This is a genomic window from Janthinobacterium sp. PSRC1-1 (genome assembly GCF_049897525.1).
Taxonomy (GTDB): Bacteria; Pseudomonadota; Gammaproteobacteria; order Burkholderiales; family Burkholderiaceae_D; genus Janthinobacterium; species Janthinobacterium tructae.
Map to the genome: position 1 here is coordinate 56,299 of NZ_JAFCWK010000013.1, position 15,637 is coordinate 71,935.

Here is a 15,637-nt window from a genome sequence, read left to right on the forward strand (position 1 = left end):
TCCAGCTGTTGCGGTAAGGCGTAAAATGCGGTGTTTTTAGGGCTGTGTGGCAGCTATTCGGAGAACTTGTCCCTAAAGGCCCGTGTTTTCGCGTAAAATATCAGGTTCGGCCTCTTGCCTGGCGCGCTCGCCGCTGCCTCGCATGATGCATTTTTTCAACTTTCTTCCGTATCTCGCTCCCTCATGCCGAATTGGCTTTTGCCCGAAAATATTGCCGATGTTCTGCCGTCGGAAGCGCGCAAGATCGAAGAGCTGCGCCGCCTCATGCTGGATAATTTCCGTCTGTACGGATATGAACTGGTGATGCCGCCGCTGCTCGAGTATCTGGAATCGCTGATGACCGGCGCTGGCAAGGATACCGACCTGCGCACCTTTAAACTGGTCGACCAGCTGTCGGGCCGCATGCTCGGCCTGCGTGCCGACATGACGACGCAGGTGGCGCGCATCGACGCGCACCTGCTGAACCGTGCCACCGTGACCCGCCTGTGCTACGCCGGCAGCGTGCTGCATACCCGTCCGTCGGGTCTGCATGCCACCCGCGAACCGCTGCAGATCGGCGCCGAAATCTATGGCCACGCCGGCCTGGAAGCCGATGCCGAGATCCAGGAACTGGCGCTCGCTTCGCTGGCACTGGCCGGTTTCGACAGCGTGCGCCTGGATTTGTCGCACGTCGGCCTGTTGCGCGCTATCATTGCGCAAGACGCCGCCGCCGTGCGCGACGAAGCGGCGCTGTACACCTTGCTGCGCGCGAAAGATGCGCCGGGCCTGCGTGCGCTGACGGCCGCCTACGATCCCGTCACGCGCGATGCTTTGCTGGCCTTGCCGAACCTGTACGGCGACATCGACGTGCTGGCGCGTGCGCGCGAAGTGCTGCCGCCGCTGCCGGGCGTGCTCAAGGCGCTGGCCGAGCTGGCCGCGCTGGCAGGATCCGCTTTGGGTCGCGCCGAAGTGGCGATCGACCTGGCCGACCTGCGCGGCTACCAATATGAAAGCGGCGCGATGTTTGCGCTGTATGTACCAGGCTTGCCGAACGCGGTTGCGCGTGGCGGCCGTTATGACCACGTCGGCGAAGCGTTCGGCCGGGCACGTCCCGCGACCGGCTTCTCGCTCGATTTGCGCGAACTGGCGCGCCTGTTGCCGACCGCGGAACGGAAGCATTCGATCCGCGCGCCGTGGGGCAGCGCGCCAGAATTGAAGGAAAAAATCGCCGAGTTGCGCAAGGCGGGCGAGGTCGTGATCCAGAGTATGCCGGGTCACAGTAATGAACAAGACGAGTTCGAGTGCGATCGCGTGCTGGTACTTGCCGATAATGGTAGTAGCTGGATTCTTAAAAACTTAGGTTGAGTGATGTCAAAGAAAATTATGGCAAAGAACGTCGTTGTCATCGGCACCCAATGGGGCGATGAGGGTAAAGGCAAGATCGTCGATTGGTTGACCGATCACGCCCAGGGTGTGGTGCGCTTTCAGGGCGGCCACAATGCAGGCCACACGCTGGTCATCGGCGGCGTGAAAACCGCGCTGCAACTGATCCCTTCGGGCATCATGCGTCCAGGCGTCGCCTGCTACATCGGTAACGGCGTGGTCGTTTCCGTGCCGGACGTGCTGCGCGAAATCGACAAGCTCGAAGCTGTCGGCGTCGAAGTCGCCTCGCGCCTGAAAGTGTCGGACGCGGCGCCCGTGATCCTGCCGTACCACACCGCGATCGACCTGGCGCGTGAAGTCAAGCGTGGCGATGCGAAGATCGGTACCACCGGCAAGGGCATCGGCCCGGCCTATGAAGACAAAGTGGCGCGCCGCGCGATCCGTATCGCCGACCTGCTCAACGAGAAGCGCTTCGCTGAAAAGCTGGCCGAAAACCTCGATTACCACAACTTCGTGCTGGAAAACTACCTGAAGGCGCCGAAAGTCGACTATCAGAAGACCCTCGACGACGCGCTGGCCTATGTGCCGCGCCTGCGTCCGATGGTCACCGACGTGTCGAGCGCGCTGTACAAGGCGCACAAGGCCGGCGCGAACCTGCTGTTCGAAGGCGCGCAGGGTTCCCTGCTTGACGTCGACCACGGCACCTACCCGTTCGTCACCTCGTCGAACTGCGTGGCCGGCAATGCCGCCGCCGGTTCGGGCGTAGGCCCAGGCATGCTGCACTACATCATGGGCATCACCAAGGCTTACACGACGCGCGTCGGTTCCGGTCCGTTCCCTTCGGAACTGCCAACGGATGCGGGCGTCGGCCACCACCTGGCGCAAGTCGGCCATGAATTCGGCACCGTGACGGGCCGTGCCCGCCGCTGCGGCTGGTTCGACGCCGCCTTGCTGCGCCGCTCCGTGCAGATCAACGGTGTGACGGGCATGTGCCTGACCAAGCTGGACGTACTGGACGGTATCGAAACGCTGAAACTGTGCACCGGCTACACCATCGATGGCGTGTCGGTCGACATCTTCCCGTCGGGCGCTGAAGAAGCCGCACGTTGCGTACCGGTGTACGAAGAGATGCCAGGCTGGACGGAAAGCACCGTCGGCGCGAAATCGCTGGCGGCCCTGCCAGCAACGGCGCGCGCTTACATCAAGCGCATCGAAGAACTGGTCGGCGTACCGGTGGACATGGTTTCGACCGGTCCTGATCGTGAAGAAACGATCGTGCTGCGCCACCCATTCGAGTAAGCTGCTGGACACAATCCGCCGCAAGGCGGATTTTTTTAATCACGCTAATAATAAGATTTCACTATCATGACTACCCCACAATCGAACGATCAACATCTCTGGGTCAACTGGGAAGAGTACCACCGCCTGATCGAGCGCCTGGCGCTCAAGGTCTACGAATCGGGCTGGAAATTTGACCAGGTACTGTGCCTGGCGCGCGGCGGCGTGCGTCCCGGCGACGTGTTCTCGCGCATTTTTGATTTGCCGCTGGCCATCCTGTCGACCAGCTCCTACCGTGAAGACGCAGGCACCGTGCGCGGCGACCTCGATATCGCCAAGTACATGACCATGACCAAGGGCCCGCTGGCCGGCCGCATCCTGCTGGTCGACGACCTGGCCGATTCGGGCGTCACGCTGGACAAGGTCACGCGTCACCTGAAGGAAAACTTCCCTGACGTGACCGAAGTCAAATCGGCCGTGATCTGGCTCAAGGGCTGCTCCGTCGTGCGTCCTGATTACTTCCTCGACGAACTGCCGCACAACCCGTGGATCCACCAGCCGTTCGAAGACTATGACGGCCTGCGTCCGCACCAGCTGGCGGCGTGGATCAAGAAGGGCGAAGCAGGCAAGTAATTGCGTGCGCGCTTGCAAAAAAAAGACGATCATGTATCGTCTTTTTTTTCGTCTGAAGGAGTCTGGCATGACCATTTTGCACACGGCGCGGCTGCGCCTCGAACCCGTCACCGAGCAGCATTACGACGCCATGCATGCCATGAACTCGGATACCGAAGTGATGACGTACCTGAATGCGGGCCAGCCGGAGACGGAAGAGCACACGCGCGCCGCCGTTGCCCGCATCATGGGGCGCTGGGCCGAGTGGGGCTATTCGTGGTGGGCCTTGATGCGTACCGAAGATGAGGTGCTGGTGGGGCTGGCCTGCTTGCAGCATATCGGCGGCGACAAGGCCAAGCCGCACGAAATCGGCTGGCGCCTGGCGCGCTCCGGCTGGGGCAAGGGCTATGCCAGCGAAGCGGCGCAAGCCATCGTCGCGCATGCCTTCGACGTCGTCGGCGCACCCGAAGTGGTGGCCGTGGCGCACCCGGACAATGCCGCCTCGATCAAGGTCATGACGCGCCTGGGCATGCACTACGTGGGCATGGAACGCCACTACGACCTCGACAGCGTGGTGTACCGCCTGGCGCGCCCATGACGGCAATGCACAAGCCCCTGAAGCTGGGCTGCAGCTACGGCGTGCGCTTTTCGCCCGATGGCACGCGCCTGGCCGTGCTGGGCCGCGACCTGGTCCTGTGGGACGTGGCGGCGCGAACCAAGCTGTGGCGCGGCAAATTCATCGCGCACATGTCGGGCATGGCCTTCTCGCCCGATGGTAGCCGGCTGGCCATCAAGAGCACGACGGGCCAGCTGGCCGTGGTGGATGCGCAGGCGGGCCAGTTGCTGCTGAACTTACAGAACAAGAACGATGGCGAAGGCTGCGGTCCCGCATGGTCGCCGTGCGGACGCTATCTGGCCGACGGCGGCTGGGATGGTCGCCTGCGGGTGCGCGACGCGCAAACGGGCGAGACGCTTTTCACGCAGGTGCATCCGGGCGAGATGCTGCGGGGAGTCTGCGCCATCGATGGCGGGCGGCGTTTGCTGCTCCAGCATGGCGTCAAATCGGTGGACGAGGGGCAGGTGCAGCCGCCCGACTACTGCAGTGTGTGGGACTGGCCCTTGCAAGACGGCGGCGGGCGCGTGGTGCTGTCGCTGCCTGGCATGATGTCGTGTGCGCCGTCGCCGGACGGGAAGTCTCTGGCCGTGCTGCACCATGCGGGCGGCGCGCAGTATCTGTCCGTGTACGCGCTGGCCGACGGCAGTTGTCTGGCCAAGCTGCCCGTGGAGGCGGGCGGCGGCACGGGCGACGCCTTGCGCTGGCTGCCCGACGGCAGCGCGCTGGGGCGCATCGGCAAGGGCAAGCTGCTGTTTTACGGCTGGCCCGGCCTCGGCGTGCTGGCACAACACGCTTTTACGTATCCCTGCGCGCTGGACTTCTTGCCTGCTTCGCCACTGGCCGCCATCGGCTCGTGGGAAGCTGGCATGCTGATGGCGTTGAACCTTCACAAGGAAACCGCATGATCACCTGTTATTTACGCTACATCATCGACCCGTATAAATTGCGGGAATTCGAAGCCTATGGCAAGCTGTGGATACCGCTGGTCGAACGTTTCGGCGGCCAGCACCACGGCTACTTTTTGCCGTCCGAAGGCGCCAGCAACGTGGCGCTGGCCATGTTCTCGTTTCCCAGCCTGGCCCTGTACGAACAGTACCGCAGCGACTCGATGCAGGACGCCGAGTGCCAGGCCGCCTTCCGCTACGCGGAGGAGACGCGCTGCATCGTCAGCTACGAGCGCAGTTTTTTCCGTCCCGTGTTTGGCTGACACGGCGCGCTTTCCCGCTATCGGCCGCTATTAAAACCGGATGGGACAAGGCGCCGCAGTGCCTTCGCCAAAACCGGCGTAGCCGGATCGCGCGCTGAGGTTCAGCGTCATGTTGCCTTTGTCCGGCAAATAGATGCAGTATTCACCGGTCGCCGTGATGACGCGGTAGATGCGTTTGGGATCGTTTGGTGCGCTCCACAGTTCGATACGCGCCGCTTCGAACCACTTCGGCTTGACCGCCGCATGCGCTTGCGCGAAGGCTTTCGCCAGGCGCGTGTGCGCCGTCTCGGGCGGTGCCACGAATTCCTGCGGATGCTCTGCGCGCAGCTGGCGGTCGATGGCGCCGGCTGCCTGCAGCGCCCGTTGCGCCAGGGGGAGGGGGACGGCCTTTGGGGCGGCAGGCACCGGTTCTGCCGGCAGGGCATCGACTTGCGGCTGGTCCTGCGGCGGTGCCGTCGCCTCCTTCGGTGGCGACACGCTTGCCACGCTCGATGGAAGGGCTGGCGGACGTGCCGGCGCCGGATTGGGCTCGGCGGGTGGAATTACCCCTCTTGTTGGCGGCAGTGGCGGCGTCAGTTCCAGCCAGACCCGGTCATCGTGCTCGATTCCTGTGTGGACCGGCCGCGTGGCAGCCCAGAACAGCGCCAGGTGCAGCAGGATAATCGCGGCGATGTACGGGCCATGGGCACGCTGGCCGAGAGAAAAATCATGCTCCTGTCGTGCAAGGTCGATGCGCATCGGTGTCGCGCCCACGGTGGTGAAGGTGGCAGCAGTATGCAAATTCGCAACAGCGCTGTAAACAGGTTTCGGGCGGGACGCGGATTGTGCCCCCCCGGGTACTGAAAAATGCGCCTGCGCGATGATCTTCTCAAGCCGTCATTTCAGGCAGGCCTCAACTCAATCCTCGGCCTGGAATTCGCTGGCCGAGACGAACAGGTCCCACGAGGCGATGAACAGGGCCGCCACCACGGGTCCGATGACGAAGCCGTTCAGGCCGAACAGCGCCATGCCGCCCACGGTCGACAGCAGCACCACGTAGTCGGGCATCTTGGTGTCCTTGCCCACCAGGATGGGACGCAGCACGTTGTCGACCAGGCCGATGACGAAGACGCCGAAGGCGGCCAGGCCCGCACCTTGCCAGATGGCGCCCGTGGCCAGGAAGTAGACGGCCACGGGTGCCCAGACGAGGGCGGCGCCGACGGCCGGCAGCAGTGACAGGAAAGCCATCAGCACTGCCCACAGCAGGGGTGCGGGCACGTCGAGGAACCAGAACGCCAGGCCGCCGAGGGCGCCCTGGGCGATCGCCACGAGGATGTTGCCCTTCACGGTGGCGCGGATCACCGTGGTGAAATTGGTGAACAGGCGCTGCTTGTACTTGCGGCTCAGCGGCACGGCGCCCTTGATGCGGGCCGACAGGGTGGAGCCATCGCGCATGAGGAAAAACAGCAGGTACAGCATGATGCACAGGCTGGTGAGGAATTCGAAGGTGTACAGGCCCACATTGATGGCTTTCACCGCCACCACCTGGCTCACCTGCGTGGCGCCCTCGGCCAGCTTGTCCTGCAGGCTGGCCAGGCTGCTCAGGTGGAAGCGCTCGAGCAAGTTGATCGACCATTGCGGCAGTACCGCCATGATTTTATTGAAGAACATGCCGACCGTGATTTCGCCCGAACGTACCATCTCCACGACGCTGGCCGCCTGGTTCACCAGCGACACGGAAATGAGCGACAGCGGCAGGATCACGATGACGACGATGAGCAGCAAGGTCAGCAGCGACGCCAGGCCGGCGCGGCCCCTGGTTTTCCGCAGCAGCCAGCGGTACACGGGCGCGAACAGGATCGCCAGTACGACGCCCCAGAAGATGGCGCCCGCATACGGCGCCAGTATCCAGCCGAAGCCGATGGTGACGATGCTCAAGAGGAGCAAGAATACTTTCTGGTGCAGCGTGAGGGTATGCATGGGCGGTAGCGCAATGATCAGGGTTGAGTTGTCTCATCATAAACGAGGCCGCGTGCCGCGTGCCATACAATTGTCGCGCTGGTAGTCCGTGCGCGGGCACGCCTGGCGCGGGCGCGCCGGCAACGCGGTGGCGGCAATTCCAGTAAGCTGTCGTTCCAGGCGTTCCATCCCGGGCGCCGTTGACCTCTTTTGACTTCTGGAACGCGCGTGCTTGACCCCATACACTTTTATGAACCTGCGCAGGGCCACGGCCTGCCGCACGATCCCTTCAACGCCATCGTGGGGCCGCGTCCGATCGGCTGGATCGCCACGCGCAGCAGTGCGGGCGTGCTCAATCTGGCGCCCTACAGTTTTTTCAATGCGTTCAATTACACGCCGCCGCTGATCGGTTTTTCCAGCATCGGCCGCAAGGATACCTTGCGCAATATCGAGCAGACGGGTGAATTCGTGTGGAACCTGGCGACGCGGCCGCTGGCCGAGGCGATGAACATCAGCTGCGCGCCGGCGCCGCCCGAGGTCGATGAATTCGCGCTCGCCGGCCTGACGCCGGCCGCCTCGCGCATTGTCAAGGTGCCGCGCGTGGCCGAGAGTCCCGTGTCCTTCGAATGCCGGCGCACGCAGATCATCGAGCTGCAAGGCGTCAATGGCGACGGCGTCGGCAGCTGGCTGGTACTGGGGGAAGTGGTGGGCGTGCATATCGCGCGCCATCTGCTCGTGGACGGTGTGTACGACACGGCCGCCGCTGCTCCTGTCTTGCGCGGCGGCGGCCCGGCCGACTATTTCGAGATCGGCGCGGACAGCCTGTTTCACATGCGCCGGCCGGTCTGGCCGTAGAGCCTATCCCAGTAGATGAATACATCCCCTGCTGGCGCCCCTCAGAAGCGGGGACTGCGTTGATCGTCGTTGCGTGGCTCGCCACGCCTTGTCCGCGCTCCTGATGCGCTGCCAGCAGAAGACGCTCCCTGCTGGGGTAGGCTCTTAGGCGACTGTCGCCAGCTGCGAGCGGCGATAGTCGAACGGCGTGCTGCCCACCAGTTCCGTAAAGCTGCGGTTGAAATGGGCCTGGTCAAAAAAACCCAGTGCATGCGCGAGGCTGGCCAGGTCGGGCGCATCGGGCTGCGCCAGGCGCCAGATCGCCTCCTGCAGGCGGTAGCGCTGGATCACCCATTTCGGCGGCACGCCCACGTAGTTGGCGAACAGGCGCTGCAGCCTGCGTTCGCCGATCGCCATGGTTTCGCACAGTTGCGCCACACTCGCCGGGCCGTTGTGGGCCGCCGCGGCGGCGGTCAGCCTGGCGGCCAGCAGGGCGGCGTCATCGACCTGCGGCAGCCTTGCCAGCAGCAGTGCCTGTGCCTGCACCACCATGGCCAGATCGTCGGACTCGCCTAACACCCGCGCCTCGGCCTGCGCTGCCGGCATGCCGAGCAGCGCGTCGGCCGCGATGGTCGTGTCGGTGAAGGTTGACAGCGGCTGCGTGATGAACGGGCGCAGGCCGCCCGGCGCGAAACGCACGCCCAACACCTTGCCCGCACCGCTCAACGGCCGGTCAAAGGCGCCGCGCACCACGCCATGGACGGCGGTGCGCCCAAGCTCGAAGACCAGGTGGGCGTTCGGGTAGGGCAGCACGCGCTGCGTCTGCGGCGCGCAGCCCCGCCTGTCCCATTGCACCACCCAGAAGTAGTCGACAAACGGCGCCAGCGCGGCAGCCGGTGGATAGGTTGCCAGGCGTATGCGGCGCGCCGCCGCCTGCGGGTCGACGATGCCTTTTGGCGCCTGGCCGCGCGTGGCGAGCAGATTCATCGTGCTGTCGGTTTTATCCAATATTTGTCTCCTGCGCGGCCTTAAGCTGGCCCTCTCGCATCGATGGAAAGGGAATCATGACATCACACAGCCTGGCTGGCCTGCTGCTGGCCGCATGTTGTCTATCGGTGGCGCCAGCCGGCGCCGCCTCGTCTGCATCTACAGAAGGAGATCATCGCATGCACGCGCACGCCACGGGAAGTTTTAGCATCAGCATGACGCCGGCCACCGCGCCGCAGCGCGCGGGGCGCACGAGCTTGGGAAGGGTGCTGCTTGAGAAGGTGTATGCGGGCGACCTGGTCGCCACGGCCAAGGGCGAAATGCTCAATGCCGTGACCGACACCCAAGGCGCGGCCGGCTATGTCGCGATGGAAGCCATCACGGGCGTGCTGCAGGGCAGGCAGGGCAGCTTCGTGGCCCAGCATGTCGGCACCATGGCCGACGGCAGGCAGGCGCTGAGCATCGTCATCGTGCCGCATTCCGGCACGGGGCAGCTGGCGGGCATCAGCGGCACGCTGGCCATCCGCATTGAAAACGGCCAGCATTTCTACGACATCGATTACTCGCTGCCGGAGTAGGCGAAGGGACGGGGCGGGCGCTGGAAATCGCTTGACCTCCGTCGCACTTGCCTCTATATTTAGATGATTGTCTAATTAGATGTTTGTCTCAATATGAGTGCCACCAACAGCGCCTTCAAGGCCATCGCCGATCCTGCGCGGCGCGAGATACTGCGGCTGCTGCGGACCGGTGAAATGACGGCCGGCGACCTGGCCGCCCGGTTCGACGTGAGCAAGCCGACCATGTCGCACCATTTTGCGGTGCTGGCGGATGCCGATCTGATCACGCGCCGGCGCGAAGGGCAGACCATCTGGTATGGCTTGAATACCACAGTGCTGCAGGACGTACTGGCCTGGATGCTGGACCTGACCGATACCGACCACAAGGAGAGCAAATGATGAAAGCGCGCTTTATCGCCCTGAGCCTGTTGATGATGGTGGCCGTCAGTGCGGCTACCCTGTATGCCTGGCCGCAGTTGCCGGAGGTGGTGGCCGTGCATTGGAATTACCGCGGCGAGGTGGACGGCTATGCGCCGCGCGCCATACTGTGGCTGCTCGGGCCGGGCCTGATGGCGTGCATGCTGATGCTGGCGCTCGTGCTGCCCTCGCTGTCGCCGCGCCGCTTCGAGGTGCAGCCGTTCGAATCGACCTTCTACTACAGCTTCGGTGTCGTGCTGGGCCTGCTGGCGTATGTGCATGGCCTCGTACTGGCCAGCGCCGTGGGCATGGCAGTACCGATAGCGCGCGCGGTGCCGGCCGGGCTGTTGGTGATGCTGGTGCTGGCAGGTAATCCCATGGGCAAGGTGCGGCGCAATTTTTATCTGGGTATCCGTACCCCGTGGACACTGGCCAGTGAGCGCGTCTGGTATGCCACGCACCGGCTGGCCGCCAGGCTGATGGTGGGCAGCGGCTTGCTGGGACTGGCCGCGCTGGCGTGTGGCGCGCCGGGCTGGCTGCTGCTGGTGCTGGTGTTCGCCTGGGCGCCGCTGGCCATCCTGTACTCGCTCGTGCAGTACAAGCGGCTGGATAACAATCAACTGGAAATGCACTGACAGGAGGGAGCAATGTTGCGATGGATGCTGGGAGTGCTGGTCTTGATGGTGTGCCTGCCGGTACGCGCCGCCACCGGCGGTGAGCAGGAGGTGGTGCTGGCGGTGGCTGGCGGCGTTTTGCATGGCACGCTGTCGATGCCGGATGGGCAAGGGAAAGTGCCGGTGGTGCTGCTGCATGCGGGCTCCGGTCCGACCGATCGCAATGGCAATAGCGCCATGTTGCCGAGCCAGAATAATGCGCTGCGCATGCTGGCCGACGCGCTGGCGCGCAATGGCATCGCTACGCTGCGCTATGACAAGCGCGGGATCGGCGCCAGCGCATCGGCGGGGCGGCGCGAAGCCGACCTGCGCTTGGATGACTATATCGATGACGCCACGGCGTGGCTGCGCCAGTTGCGCGCCGACCCGCGCTTTACGAATGTACTGATGGCCGGGCATAGCGAGGGGGCGCTGATCGCGATGGTGGCTTGCCAGAAAGCGCAGCTTGATGGCTGTGTGCTGATTGCCGGCGCGGGCAAGGCGCTCGACGATATCCTGCGCGTGCAATTGAAGCCGCGTCTGCCGCCCGATCTCTATGCGCAAAACGAGCGCATCCTGCTGGCTCTTAAGCGGGGCGAGCAGGTAAGCGACGTGCCGCCAGCCTTGCTGGCGCTGTACCGGCCTTCGGTGCAGCCGTATCTGATTTCATCGATGAAGGTCGATCCGCGCGCGGCGGTTGGCGCCTTGCGCATGCCGCTATTGATACTGCAGGGGGTGACCGATTTGCAGGTGTCGGTGGCCGACGCGCAGGCCTTGTCGGCCGCCGCACCGGCGGCCAGACTGGTGATTGTGCCGGGCATGAACCATGTATTGAAAATGGTCAGTGGCGATTTGGCGCAGCAAATGCCGTCGTATGGCGATCCAGCGCTGCCGCTGGCGCCCGCGCTGGTCGACGCGGTGACGGCGTTTGTTCAGGAACGGTGAAATGTGGGGGGGGGGGCGTCGCGTAGGTCGGATTAGCGCTCCGCGCGTAATCCGACACCACCACCAGCGCCAACAATGTTGTCGGATTACGGCCCGCAGGGCCTAATCCGACCTACGCATGGCGTGGTATTCATTTGCCCAGTATCGACGCCACATTGTCCGTGCCCGGCGCGCCGAACAGTTGCTGCTTGAGGATGTGCAGCTGGTCGCGCACCTGCGCCGCCTTTTCGAACTCCAGGTTCTTGGCGTGGTCGAGCATGAGTTTTTCCAGGCGCTTGATTTCCTTGCTGACCTGTTTCTCGCTCATGGACTCGAACTTCGCCGCTTCCTGCGCCACTTGCAGGTTGTCGCGCGCTTCCTGCGGGCTGTAGACACCGTCGATCATTTCGCGGATCGATTTTTTCACGCCGATCGGGATGATGTTGTTGGCCGTATTGAAGGTGATCTGCTTGGCGCGGCGGCGTTCCGTCTCGTCGATGGCGCGGCGCATGGAGTCCGTGATGCGGTCGCCATACAAAATCGCCGTGCCGTTCAGGTTACGCGCGGCGCGGCCGATGGTCTGAATCAGGCTGCGCTCTGAGCGCAAGAAGCCTTCCTTGTCCGCGTCGAGGATGGCGACCAGCGACACTTCCGGCAAGTCCAGACCCTCGCGCAGCAGGTTGATCCCCACCAGCACGTCGAAGGTGCCCAGGCGCAGGTCGCGCAGGATTTCCACGCGCTCCACCGTTTCGATATCGCTGTGCAGGTAGCGCACCTTGATGCCATGGTCGCCCAGGTATTCCGTCAATTGCTCCGACATGCGCTTGGTGAGCGTGGTGACCAGCACGCGCTCATCCTTCTTGATGCGTTCGACGATTTCCGACATCAGGTCGTCCACCTGCGTGCTGGCGGGGCGTACGATGATCTGCGGGTCGACCAGGCCCGTGGGGCGCACCACCTGCTCGACCACCTGGTCGGAATGGTTTTTTTCGTAGTCGCCCGGCGTGGCCGAGACGAACACCGTCTGGCGCATCTTCTGTTCGAATTCCTCGAACTTCAAGGGCCGGTTGTCCAGCGCCGACGGCAGGCGGAAACCGTAGTCGACCAGGTTCGTCTTGCGCGAGCGGTCGCCGTTGTACATGGCGCTCAATTGGCCCGTCAGCACGTGCGACTCGTCGAGGAACATCAGCGCGTCGGGTGGCAGATAGTCGACCAGGGTCGGCGGCGGTTCGCCCGGCAGCGCGCCGGACAGGTGGCGCGAGTAGTTCTCGATGCCCTTGGTGAAACCGATTTCGGCCATCATTTCCAGGTCGAAGCGCGTGCGCTGTTCCAGCCGCTGCTCTTCGATCAGTTTATTCTCCTTGCGGAAGAACTCGAGGCGTTCGCGCAGCTCGTCCTTGATGGTTTCCACGGCGCGCAGCACGGTGGAGCGGGGCGTCACGTAGTGCGAACCCGGGTACACGGTGAAGCGGGGGATTTTTTGCCGCACGCGGCCCGTCAGCGGGTCGAACAGCTGGATCGATTCGATCTCGTCGTCGAACATTTCCAGGCGCACGGCCAGTTCCGCATGCTCGGCGGGGAAGATGTCGATGGTGTCGCCGCGCACGCGGAAAGTGCCGCGGCCGAAGTCGACTTCGTTGCGCGTGTACTGCATCTGGATCAGACGCGCGATGACGTCGCGCTGGCTGACTCTGTCTTTTACGCGCAACGTCAGAATCATCTGGTGGTATTCGTTGGGGTTACCGATACCGTAGATGGCCGAGACGGTGGCGACGATGATGACGTCGCGCCGCTCCATCAGCGACTTGGTGCACGACAGGCGCATCTGCTCGATATGCTCGTTGATCGACGAGTCCTTTTCGATGAACAGGTCGCGCTGCGGCACGTAGGCTTCGGGCTGGTAGTAATCGTAGTAGCTGACGAAGTATTCGACCGCATTTTGCGGGAAAAAGTCGCGGAATTCGCTGTACAGCTGGGCCGCCAGCGTCTTGTTGGGGGCGAAGACGATGGCGGGCCGGCCCATGCGCGCGATGACGTTGGCCATGGTGTAGGTCTTGCCCGAACCGGTCACGCCCAGCAGGGTCTGGAAGGCCAGTCCGTCGGCGATGCCCTCGGATAACTGGGTGATCGCCGCTGGCTGATCACCGGCCGGAGAGAAGGGCTGGTGCAGCTTGAAGGGGGAATCCGGGAAAGAGATAATTGCGCTTTCCGCCTCGCTGGCGGTAGATAATTCGGGCATGTGAATCAGACCTTTGTTAGAATAGTGCTCTGCTGGCGGCCCTGGCGTTGTATTTTGGGGCGCTGTCTACAACTCCGCTGTGAACCTGCTTCCAATCGAATCCAATCTTATCATGACGAACCCAACTGTTTCTGCCAGTCTGTTTAGCGCCATCGAGATGGCCCCACGCGACCCGATCCTGGGCATCACCGAAGCATTTAACGCGGACCAGAATCCCGCCAAAATCAATCTGGGCGTTGGCGTCTATTATGACGACAACGGTAAAGTGCCTCTGTTAGCTTGCGTACGCAAGGCGGAAGCCATCCTGATCGAACAGGCCTCGCCACGCACCTATCTGCCGATCGAGGGCCTGGCTGCCTACGACAAAGCGGTGCAAGAACTCGTATTTGGCGCCGATAGCGCCGTTATTCAAGAGCGCCGCGCCGTGACCGTGCAAGCCATCGGCGGCACCGGTGCACTGAAGATCGGCGCCGACTTCCTGCAGCGCTTCGCGCCGGGCGCGCAAGTCTACATCAGCGACCCGAGCTGGGAAAACCACCGCGCGCTGTTCGAAAGCGCCGGCTTCGTCGTGAATAACTACACGTACTACGATGCCGCCACCCATGGCGTGAATTTTGACGGCATGCTGGCCAGCCTGAACGCCATGCCAGCCGGCTCCATCGTCGTGCTGCACGCCTGCTGCCACAACCCGACCGGCGCCGACCTGAGCGTGGCCCAGTGGGATCAGATCATCAGCGTCGTCACGTCGCGCGGCCTGGTGCCGTTCCTGGACATGGCCTATCAAGGTTTCGCCAACGGCATCGCCGAAGACGGCGCCGTGGTGCGCCGCTTCGCCGACGCGGGCGGCCCGCTGCTGGTATCGAACTCGTTCTCGAAATCGTTCTCGCTGTACGGTGAGCGCGTGGGCGCCCTGAGCGTCGTCGCATCGAGCGCCGACGAAGCGGCCCGTCTGTTGTCGCAATTGAAACGCGTCGTGCGCACCAACTACTCGAACCCGCCAGTACACGGCGGCAAGGTGGTCGCCACCGTCCTGGCCACGCCGGAACTGCGCCAGCTGTGGGAAGAGGAACTGGCCGGCATGCGCGTGCGCATCCGTGAAATGCGCAATGCCTTCGTGGAAAAACTGAAGGTCAAGGCGCCGGGCCACGACTTCGAATTCGTGCGCCAGCAAATCGGCATGTTCTCGTACTCGGGTCTCACCAAGGAGCAGGTGGCGACCTTGCGCGAGCAATCGATCTACGCCGTCGACACAGGCCGTATCTGTGTGGCAGCGTTGAATTCGCGCAATATCGACATCGTCATTGACGCGATCGCCAAAGTGCTTTAAGATCTTGCTTCTTCGGCGCTGCATGCAAGTGTGGCGCTGATGGCAGTGGAAAGTCGGCAAAAGCCGTGTTTATCGAGATGCAGTACGAGTCTTGCAAATACGAAACAACCGACATATAATATTGCCTCTTTTCCCTGATAGCTCAGTTGGTAGAGCGACGGACTGTTAATCCGCAGGTCCCTGGTTCGAGTCCAGGTCGGGGAGCCAGAATTCGAAGGGCCACGTTGAAAAACGTGGCCTTTTTTGTTTTTGCGGCGCCAGTGCCTAAAGTAGGGCGTAATAAATTATTGTGATTTCTGACTTCCATAACCGGCGCTCTGCGTCGTTGCCCCCTGCTAGCAGTGCTCGCACTGCGTCGCAGCGGGCGCCTTGCAGAGCATCCGGTTCTGTTTGTCATAACTTCACAATAATTTCCCACGACCTACATAGCTTGGGGCAAGATAAGATTTCCCCTATGGGAATCTGGACAGTGCCAGGTTTGGCCTATATAATACGGCCTCTTTTCCCTGATAGCTCAGTTGGTAGAGCGACGGACTGTTAATCCGCAGGTCCCTGGTTCGAGTCCAGGTCGGGGAGCCAGAACATGTAATAGCAGAAAGCCCAGCCCTTACCGGTTGGGCTTTTTGCGTTTTAGGGTCCTTTTATTTGCGCATAGGGGGGCAAGGGGCGGCCATTGGAGGATGGGG

Annotated in this window: 16 protein-coding genes and 2 tRNA genes; 14 read left to right on the top strand and 4 right to left on the bottom strand. The window is 63.1% G+C overall.

Going from position 1 to position 15,637, the window contains the following annotated elements; all coding sequences use genetic code 11:
* Positions 1-183: 183 nt before the first annotated feature.
* The 6 genes from ACP7DW_RS23450 (at position 184) to ACP7DW_RS23475 (ending at position 5,075) form a co-directional block, all read left to right on the top strand.
* Positions 184-1,344, top strand: a complete 1,161-nt coding sequence (locus tag ACP7DW_RS23450) for an ATP phosphoribosyltransferase regulatory subunit (protein ID WP_071076284.1) — start codon at positions 184-186, stop codon at positions 1,342-1,344.
* A 3-nt stretch (positions 1,345-1,347) separates the two neighbouring features.
* Positions 1,348-2,661, top strand: a complete 1,314-nt coding sequence (locus ACP7DW_RS23455) for an adenylosuccinate synthase (RefSeq protein ID WP_071076285.1) — start codon at positions 1,348-1,350, stop codon at positions 2,659-2,661.
* A gap of 66 nt (positions 2,662-2,727) precedes the next feature.
* Positions 2,728-3,273 carry a phosphoribosyltransferase gene (locus tag ACP7DW_RS23460; RefSeq protein ID WP_034752020.1) on the top strand — a complete coding sequence of 182 codons (546 nt, stop codon included), beginning with the start codon at positions 2,728-2,730 and terminating at the stop codon, positions 3,271-3,273.
* 67 nt (positions 3,274-3,340) lie between these two features.
* Positions 3,341-3,850: a GNAT family N-acetyltransferase gene (locus tag ACP7DW_RS23465; RefSeq protein ID WP_426056908.1), complete on the top strand. Its 510-nt coding sequence runs from the start codon at positions 3,341-3,343 to the stop codon at positions 3,848-3,850.
* Positions 3,847-4,773, top strand: coding sequence for a WD40 repeat domain-containing protein (locus ACP7DW_RS23470; RefSeq protein ID WP_426056907.1), 927 nt, complete (start codon positions 3,847-3,849; stop codon positions 4,771-4,773). The genes ACP7DW_RS23465 and ACP7DW_RS23470 overlap by 4 nt, the downstream gene beginning before the upstream one ends.
* On the top strand, positions 4,770-5,075 hold the full coding sequence (locus ACP7DW_RS23475; protein WP_034789018.1) for an NIPSNAP family protein: 306 nt from the start codon (positions 4,770-4,772) through the stop codon (positions 5,073-5,075). Before ACP7DW_RS23470 ends, ACP7DW_RS23475 begins: the two co-directional genes overlap by 4 nt.
* A 30-nt stretch (positions 5,076-5,105) precedes the next feature.
* On the opposite strand, the gene ACP7DW_RS23480 is transcribed toward ACP7DW_RS23475, so the two are convergent.
* Together ACP7DW_RS23480 and ACP7DW_RS23485 are read right to left on the bottom strand one after the other, a co-directional pair.
* Positions 5,106-5,855 (bottom strand): hypothetical protein, encoded by a 750-nt coding sequence (locus ACP7DW_RS23480; protein ID WP_426056906.1) that lies wholly within the window; start codon positions 5,853-5,855, stop codon positions 5,106-5,108.
* Between the two features lie 117 nt (positions 5,856-5,972).
* On the bottom strand, positions 5,973-7,034 hold the full coding sequence (locus ACP7DW_RS23485) for an AI-2E family transporter (protein WP_426056905.1): 1,062 nt from the start codon (positions 7,032-7,034) through the stop codon (positions 5,973-5,975).
* 207 nt (positions 7,035-7,241) lie between these two features.
* On the opposite strand from ACP7DW_RS23485, the gene ACP7DW_RS23490 reads away from it, so the two are divergent.
* On the top strand, positions 7,242-7,868 hold the full coding sequence (locus ACP7DW_RS23490; RefSeq protein WP_426056904.1) for a flavin reductase family protein: 627 nt from the start codon (positions 7,242-7,244) through the stop codon (positions 7,866-7,868).
* 144 nt (positions 7,869-8,012) lie between these two features.
* On the opposite strand, the gene ACP7DW_RS23495 is transcribed toward ACP7DW_RS23490, so the two are convergent.
* Complete coding sequence (locus ACP7DW_RS23495) at positions 8,013-8,855, bottom strand: AraC family transcriptional regulator (RefSeq protein ID WP_426056903.1); 843 nt, start codon at positions 8,853-8,855, stop codon at positions 8,013-8,015.
* A gap of 56 nt (positions 8,856-8,911) precedes the next feature.
* Here ACP7DW_RS23495 and ACP7DW_RS23500 point away from each other — a divergent pair, with 56 nt between their 5' ends.
* From ACP7DW_RS23500 to ACP7DW_RS23515, 4 genes are all read left to right on the top strand, one after another.
* On the top strand, positions 8,912-9,412 hold the full coding sequence (locus ACP7DW_RS23500; RefSeq protein ID WP_426056902.1) for a DUF3224 domain-containing protein: 501 nt from the start codon (positions 8,912-8,914) through the stop codon (positions 9,410-9,412).
* 93 nt (positions 9,413-9,505) lie between these two features.
* Positions 9,506-9,790: an autorepressor SdpR family transcription factor gene (locus ACP7DW_RS23505; RefSeq protein ID WP_282406435.1), complete on the top strand. Its 285-nt coding sequence runs from the start codon at positions 9,506-9,508 to the stop codon at positions 9,788-9,790.
* Positions 9,787-10,443: an SdpI family protein gene (locus ACP7DW_RS23510; RefSeq protein ID WP_426056901.1), complete on the top strand. Its 657-nt coding sequence runs from the start codon at positions 9,787-9,789 to the stop codon at positions 10,441-10,443. Before ACP7DW_RS23505 ends, ACP7DW_RS23510 begins: the two co-directional genes overlap by 4 nt.
* Positions 10,444-10,455: 12 nt before the next feature.
* Positions 10,456-11,406 carry an alpha/beta hydrolase gene (locus ACP7DW_RS23515; RefSeq protein WP_426056900.1) on the top strand — a complete coding sequence of 317 codons (951 nt, stop codon included), beginning with the start codon at positions 10,456-10,458 and terminating at the stop codon, positions 11,404-11,406.
* Positions 11,407-11,536: 130 nt separating this feature from the next.
* On the opposite strand, the gene uvrB is transcribed toward ACP7DW_RS23515, so the two are convergent.
* A complete protein-coding gene (uvrB, locus tag ACP7DW_RS23520; protein ID WP_426056899.1) occupies positions 11,537-13,624 on the bottom strand; it encodes an excinuclease ABC subunit UvrB in 2,088 nt (695 codons plus the stop codon).
* Positions 13,625-13,736: 112 nt separating this feature from the next.
* Here uvrB and ACP7DW_RS23525 point away from each other — a divergent pair, with 112 nt between their 5' ends.
* The 3 genes from ACP7DW_RS23525 to ACP7DW_RS23535 all read left to right on the top strand — a co-directional run bounded on the left by ACP7DW_RS23525 (position 13,737) and on the right by ACP7DW_RS23535 (position 15,530).
* A complete protein-coding gene (locus ACP7DW_RS23525) occupies positions 13,737-14,951 on the top strand; it encodes an amino acid aminotransferase (RefSeq protein ID WP_205704597.1) in 1,215 nt (404 codons plus the stop codon).
* A 131-nt stretch (positions 14,952-15,082) separates the two neighbouring features.
* Positions 15,083-15,158: transfer RNA gene (locus ACP7DW_RS23530), tRNA-Asn, on the top strand.
* A gap of 296 nt (positions 15,159-15,454) precedes the next feature.
* Positions 15,455-15,530, top strand: a tRNA-Asn gene (locus tag ACP7DW_RS23535).
* The last annotated feature ends 107 nt before the right edge of the window (positions 15,531-15,637 follow it).

What these genes read in the sequence shown, in the direction of transcription:
- ACP7DW_RS23450 (WP_071076284.1), top strand. Translation starts at nt 184, where the DNA reads ATGCCGAATTGGCTTTTGCCCGAAAATATTGCCGATGTTCTGCCGTCG.
- ACP7DW_RS23455 (WP_071076285.1), top strand. Translation starts at nt 1,348, where the DNA reads ATGTCAAAGAAAATTATGGCAAAGAACGTCGTTGTCATCGGCACCCAA.
- ACP7DW_RS23460 (WP_034752020.1), top strand. Translation starts at nt 2,728, where the DNA reads ATGACTACCCCACAATCGAACGATCAACATCTCTGGGTCAACTGGGAA.
- ACP7DW_RS23465 (WP_426056908.1), top strand. Translation starts at nt 3,341, where the DNA reads ATGACCATTTTGCACACGGCGCGGCTGCGCCTCGAACCCGTCACCGAG.
- ACP7DW_RS23470 (WP_426056907.1), top strand. Translation starts at nt 3,847, where the DNA reads ATGACGGCAATGCACAAGCCCCTGAAGCTGGGCTGCAGCTACGGCGTG.
- ACP7DW_RS23475 (WP_034789018.1), top strand. Translation starts at nt 4,770, where the DNA reads ATGATCACCTGTTATTTACGCTACATCATCGACCCGTATAAATTGCGG.
- ACP7DW_RS23485 (WP_426056905.1), bottom strand. Translation starts at nt 7,034, where the DNA reads ATGCATACCCTCACGCTGCACCAGAAAGTATTCTTGCTCCTCTTGAGC.
- ACP7DW_RS23500 (WP_426056902.1), top strand. Translation starts at nt 8,912, where the DNA reads ATGACATCACACAGCCTGGCTGGCCTGCTGCTGGCCGCATGTTGTCTA.
- ACP7DW_RS23505 (WP_282406435.1), top strand. Translation starts at nt 9,506, where the DNA reads ATGAGTGCCACCAACAGCGCCTTCAAGGCCATCGCCGATCCTGCGCGG.
- ACP7DW_RS23510 (WP_426056901.1), top strand. Translation starts at nt 9,787, where the DNA reads ATGATGAAAGCGCGCTTTATCGCCCTGAGCCTGTTGATGATGGTGGCC.
- ACP7DW_RS23515 (WP_426056900.1), top strand. Translation starts at nt 10,456, where the DNA reads ATGTTGCGATGGATGCTGGGAGTGCTGGTCTTGATGGTGTGCCTGCCG.
- uvrB (WP_426056899.1), bottom strand. Translation starts at nt 13,624, where the DNA reads ATGCCCGAATTATCTACCGCCAGCGAGGCGGAAAGCGCAATTATCTCT.
- ACP7DW_RS23525 (WP_205704597.1), top strand. Translation starts at nt 13,737, where the DNA reads ATGACGAACCCAACTGTTTCTGCCAGTCTGTTTAGCGCCATCGAGATG.